The 4,971-nt window shown below is 71.0% G+C and carries 5 protein-coding genes and 1 pseudogene; 4 read left to right on the plus strand and 2 right to left on the minus strand.

Annotation, left to right across the window (positions count from 1 at the left end; genetic code table 11):
- The 3 genes and pseudogenes from ACHFFZ_RS13555 to ACHFFZ_RS13565 form a co-directional block, all read left to right on the plus strand.
- Positions 1-256, plus strand: a pseudogene (locus ACHFFZ_RS13555) (hypothetical protein); the annotation flags it as partial.
- Positions 249-1,658: a PIG-L family deacetylase gene (locus ACHFFZ_RS13560; protein WP_394277134.1), complete on the plus strand. Its 1,410-nt coding sequence runs from the start codon at positions 249-251 to the stop codon at positions 1,656-1,658. The pseudogene ACHFFZ_RS13555 and the gene ACHFFZ_RS13560, both read left to right, overlap by 8 nt.
- Positions 1,655-2,374 carry a glycosyltransferase gene (locus ACHFFZ_RS13565; RefSeq protein WP_394277135.1) on the plus strand — a complete coding sequence of 240 codons (720 nt, stop codon included), beginning with the start codon at positions 1,655-1,657 and terminating at the stop codon, positions 2,372-2,374. The genes ACHFFZ_RS13560 and ACHFFZ_RS13565 overlap by 4 nt, the downstream gene beginning before the upstream one ends.
- 48 nt (positions 2,375-2,422) lie before the next feature.
- On the opposite strand, the gene ACHFFZ_RS13570 is transcribed toward ACHFFZ_RS13565, so the two are convergent.
- Positions 2,423-2,740 (minus strand): hypothetical protein, encoded by a 318-nt coding sequence (locus tag ACHFFZ_RS13570; protein ID WP_394277136.1) that lies wholly within the window; start codon positions 2,738-2,740, stop codon positions 2,423-2,425.
- Between the two features lie 67 nt (positions 2,741-2,807).
- Complete coding sequence (pepT, locus tag ACHFFZ_RS13575; RefSeq protein ID WP_394277137.1) at positions 2,808-4,079, minus strand: peptidase T; 1,272 nt, start codon at positions 4,077-4,079, stop codon at positions 2,808-2,810.
- Positions 4,080-4,139: 60 nt separating this feature from the next.
- On the opposite strand from pepT, the gene rbsK reads away from it, so the two are divergent.
- A partial coding sequence (rbsK, locus tag ACHFFZ_RS13580) for a ribokinase (RefSeq protein WP_394277138.1) occupies positions 4,140-4,971 on the plus strand: 832 nt, incomplete at its 3' end.

Raw genomic sequence — 4,971 nt, forward strand, 5'->3', positions numbered from 1 at the left:
GGTGTGCGCGGCCGCCGAGGGCCGCGCCGCCCTGCTGGCCGCCCGGGCCCGGGCGGTGGTCGCCGAGGCCGCCGAGGAGGTCCTTCGCCAGGTGGGCCACGGTAGCGGCCCGGCGCCGCTGGCCATGGATCCCGAGCACGCCGCGCGGGTTGCCGACCTCACCCTCTACATCCGCCAGCACCACGCCGAGCGTGATCTGGCCGCCATCGGACGCCAGCTCCTCGAGGCCAGGAGTCACGGAGACGGAGATGGCTGATCCCGTCAAGGAAGCACCGGTCTTCACCCATGAAGAACACGGAACCCGTGAGGACGAGTGGTTCTCCGACCCGGTGTGGGGGAAGGTTGCCGCCGTCACCGTTGACGAGCTGCCGCTGGACGGCATCGAGCAGCTTCTGGTGCTCGCTGCGCATCCCGACGACGAGACGATCGGCGCCGGAGCCACCATCGCCGCCGTGGCCGCCAGGGGCCTCGAGGTCCATTTCCTGCTCGCCACCCTCGGCGAGAGGTCCCACCCCGACTCGCCCGTCTGGTCCAGCGAAGACCTCGCCGCCCAGCGGCGTGCCGAGTGGGAGGCCGCCACCGCCGCGCTGGCCGGCGCCTCGGTGCGGCGCACCCTGCTCGGGCTGCCCGACGGGCAGGTCGCCGACCACGAGGAGGCCCTCCTCGACGCGGTGCTCGAGCACCTTCGCCCCGGCACCCTGCTGCTGGCGCCCTGGACCGAGGACGGACACCCCGACCACGATGCCGTCGGGCGCGTCGCCCGCGAGGCCGCCCGTCGCAACGGCGCCAGTGGCATCAGCACCGCCTGCCTGCACTACCCCGTCTGGTGGTGGCACTGGAACCGGCCCGAGCTGGTGCGCGAGCACCTCACCACCGCGGCCGTGCTCGTCGAGCCGGGGCCCGATGCGGTGCGCGCGAAGCACCGCGCCCTGGAGCTCTACCCCTCGCAGCAGACCGGGCTCGGCCCGGGAGCCCACCACGGGCCGGTCGTCACGCCAGAGGTGGTCGCGCGGGCCCGTCGGGCCTTCGAGGTCTTCTTCGGCAGCTGGCGTCCCACGCCGGGCGACGAGGCGTCACGAGCCGGCACCTTCGACGAGATGTACGAGGCCGGCGACGACCCGTGGGGCTGGGAGGAGTCCTGGTACGAGCGCCGCCGCCGTGCGCTGGTGCTGGGGATTCTGCGCCGTCCCGAGTACCGACACGTGCTCGAACTGGGCTGCGGGACAGGCCTGCTCACCGCCGAGCTGGTTCGCCGCTCCGAGGCCGTGACCGCGCTCGACGTCAGTGGAAGGGCGCTGGAGGTGGCCCATCGCCGGGGGATCGAGGGCGTCGACTGGGTGCATGCCGCCGTCCCCGACGGGCTCCCCGAGGGTCGCTTCGACTGTGTCGTCATCTCGGAGCTGGGCTACTTCCTGCGCCCCAGCGAGCTGTTGGCCCTGGTCCGCACGGTCCGCGACCGGATGACGGATGATGCCGAGCTGGTGCTGGCCGACTGGCGACACCCCACACAGGGGATCCCGCTCGATGGCCCGCTGGTGCACGAGCTGGTCGACGCCGTCGTCGGACTTCCCCGCTGGGCCCGCTATGAGGATCCGGATGTGCTGGTGGAGGCGTGGTCCAGCGCCGAGTCTCCCGCGACGGCCGAGGGCCTCGTGTGAGCCCAGCGCACGGGGCCGGCGGACCGCTGGTGGTGGTCGCGATTCCTGCCCACGACGAGCAGGAGCTGCTGGGGCGCTGCCTGGAGTCGGTGGCCCGCGCCCGGGAGCTGCTCCTGATCGAACGGCCCGATGCCCGCTGCCGGGTGGTGGTCTGTGCGGATGCCTGCACCGACCAGACCGCGGAGGTGGCGCGCAGCCGGGGGGTGGCCGTGGTGGAGTCGACGGCCAGGGCCGTGGGGGCCGCCCGGGACGCGGCCGTCGCGGAGGGGCTGCGGCTGCTCGACGGCGTGGGGTGGCCCGCCGACGAGGTGTGGTTGGCCACCACCGATGCCGATTCGCAGGTGCCGGGGCACTGGATCACCAGCCAGCTCGCGATGGCGGCTGCGGGTGCGCAGGTGGTGGTGGGCACCGTGGAGCCCGACGGTGGCGAGCTGCCGATGCTGTCGGCCTGGTGGCAGCGCCATGAGCTGGGGGAGGGGCACGGTCACGTCCACGGCGCCAACCTGGGCCTGTGGGTCAGCGTCTGGCGGATGGTCGGTGGCTTCGGGCAGCTGCGCACCCACGAGGACGTGCTGCTGGTGGAGCGTTGTCGCGCCGCCGGGGTGGAGGTGCGCGCCACCGATGCCCACCGGGTGCTCACCTCGAGCCGCCGCGACAACCGTGTCCCGGGCGGTTTCGGGGGATTCCTGCGCGAGCTCACCGACGGCCTGGACTGAATTGGACTCGGCTGAGTCAGCCCCGGCTGGGCCGTCCTCGACGGGAACTCAGGCGACGCGTGCGGCGCGATCGATCTCCAGCTCGCGGCGACGGGTGCGGGCCAGCAGCAGCACTCGGATCTGTTCGGGGGCCAGGCCCTCGTTCTCGCTGTAGATGCGTGCCTGGAACTGCCAGTAGTTCTTGCCCTCGCGGCGGCACAGCAGCACCGGCTCGTGGCGCTGGCGCTCCTCGTGGGCAGCCCGCTGCGCCTGGGTCCAGCGGGTCAGCTCGAAGGTCTTGCAGCCCAGGTGCATCGTCAGGGTGCCGCGCCCGAAGATCGCCCTGCGATAGGTCAGGCGGGCATTCTCGACGGCGCGCATACTCATGCCCTGTTCATATCCCGACAATTAACCGATCGGCCCCGTGCAGGCCGGAGGTTCACCAGTCCTTCAGCTACCGTCCCACTGGCTGGGATTCCTGCGTCGCCACGAGCCGGATGAGCTCCAGGACCAGCCGGTGGCTGGCCTCGAAACTGGCCATTGGCAGGAACTCGTGGATCGAGTGGAAGTTGTGGGCGCCGGTGAAGAAGTTGGGGGTCAGGATGCCCTGCCGGCTCAGCCAGGAGCCGTCGGTGCCGCCCCTCATCGCCAGTGGCTTCGGCGTGAGTCCGAGCGAGTCCATGGCCTGCAGCATCAGGTCGATGCCCGCGCGATTGGCGTCGGTGACGGCGTCATTGATGTTGCCGTAGACGTCGCTGGTCTCCAGGGTGATCGTCACCCGGGGGTGCTCGGTGCGGGCCTTCTCGACCGCCTCGGCGATGGCCCGCTTGCGCTGCTCGAAGCGCTCCAGGCCGTGGTCGCGGATGTTGAGCTGCAGCGTGCAGCTGGACTGGTTGCCGTCCACGTCGGTGACCCACACGTAGCCGTCGGTGCCGGCGGTGTGCTCGGGCGTTTCCAGCCGGTCGAACTGGGCGACGATGTCATGTGCCACCAGGATGGGATTCACCAGCACACCCTTGGCGCTCATCGGGTGGGCGCTGACACCCTGGACGCGGATCGTGGCCTCGGCGGCATTGAAGGTCTGCCACACCGCCTCGCCGATCTCGCAGGAGTCCAGCGTCCAGGCGTGGTCGACGGGGAAGCGTTGCAGGTCGAGGGTCCGGACCCCGCGAAGCCCGATCTCCTCATCGGGGACGATCGCCAGGTGGACGTCTCCGTGGACGGCCGTCGGGTCGTCGAGCAGGCGGACGACGGCCTCCATCACCGAGGCAATCCCGGCCTTGTCGTCGGCGCCCAGCACGCTCGTGCCGTCGGTGACCAGCAGCCGGTCACCGAGGTACGGCAACAGTTCGGGGTGCTCGTCGGGGCGCAGCCAGAGGTCCAGCTCCTCATTGAGGCAGATGTTGGAGCCGTCGAAGTCCACCAGTCGGGCGTGCACCTCGGGGGACAGGTCCACGTCGACCGTGTCCAGGTGGACACAGAAGCCCACGGCGGGGACGGGTGCGTGGCCGTCGGGCAGCCGGGCGGGGATGCGGGCGGTGAGCACCGCGGTCGGTGACAGGTGCACGTCCTGGGCGCCGGCCGTCCGCAGCTCGTCGGCCAGCAGCCCGGCCAGCTCCCGCTGCCCAGGCGAAGTGGGCACGGTGGTCTGCGAGGCGTCCGACTGCGAGCTGATCGCGCTGTAGCGCAGGAATCGGGTGGCCAGGGCGGTCTGGGTGGGGTTCATCGGTGGCACGGCTCCTCCTGTGGACGCGTCCAGCCTAGTGAGGCGTGGCAGGCTGGCGTCATGGACATCGCCGTCATCGGATCGAACATGGTCGACCTGGTCACCTACACCGCCCGGATGCCCCAGATCGGGGAGACGCTGGCGGGCAGTGACTTCGTGATGGGCTGTGGCGGCAAGGGCGCCAATCAGGCCGTCGCCGCGAGCCGGTTGGGCGCGTCGGTGTTGATGCTCACGCGGGTGGGCGATGACGTCTTCGCCGAGAACACCGTGCGCAACTTCCGTGACAACGGCATCGACACCTCGCACGTGCTGTCGACACCGGGACCGTCCGGGGTGGCCCCGGTCTTCGTCGACGAGCAGGGCCGCAATTCCATCGTCATCGTCAAGGGCGCCAATGACCTGCTCACCCCCGCCGACGTGGACGCGGCCCGCGACGACATCGCCCGGTGCAAGGTGATCGTGCTGCAGCTGGAGGTGCCGTTGGAGACGGTCCACCACGCAGTTGGCCTTGGTCGGGAACTGGCAATCCCGGTGCTGCTGAACCCGGCGCCGGCCTCGCCGGAGCTGGATCACTTGCGGATCCTTGGTGTGGACTGGTTCGTCCCCAACGAGTCGGAGCTGGCGCTGCTCACCGGCGCTCCTGTCGAGACCGTCGAGGAGATCACCGCGGCCGCCGAAGGCCTGGTGGTGGAGGGAATGCGCAATGTGGTGGTGACCCTGGGGGAGCGCGGCGTGCTCTGGGCCTCGGCCTCGGGCGTGCAGCATGTCGAGCCCGTGCAGGTGGAGGCGGTCGACTCAACCGGTGCCGGGGATGCCTTCATCGGCTGCTTCGCCCACGGCCTGGTCGCCGGGCTGGAGCCGCTGGAGGCCTTGCGGCGCGCCAATGCCTATG

The sequence above is a fragment of the Luteococcus sp. genome (assembly GCF_043424415.1).
Classification (GTDB): domain Bacteria; phylum Actinomycetota; class Actinomycetes; order Propionibacteriales; family Propionibacteriaceae; genus Luteococcus.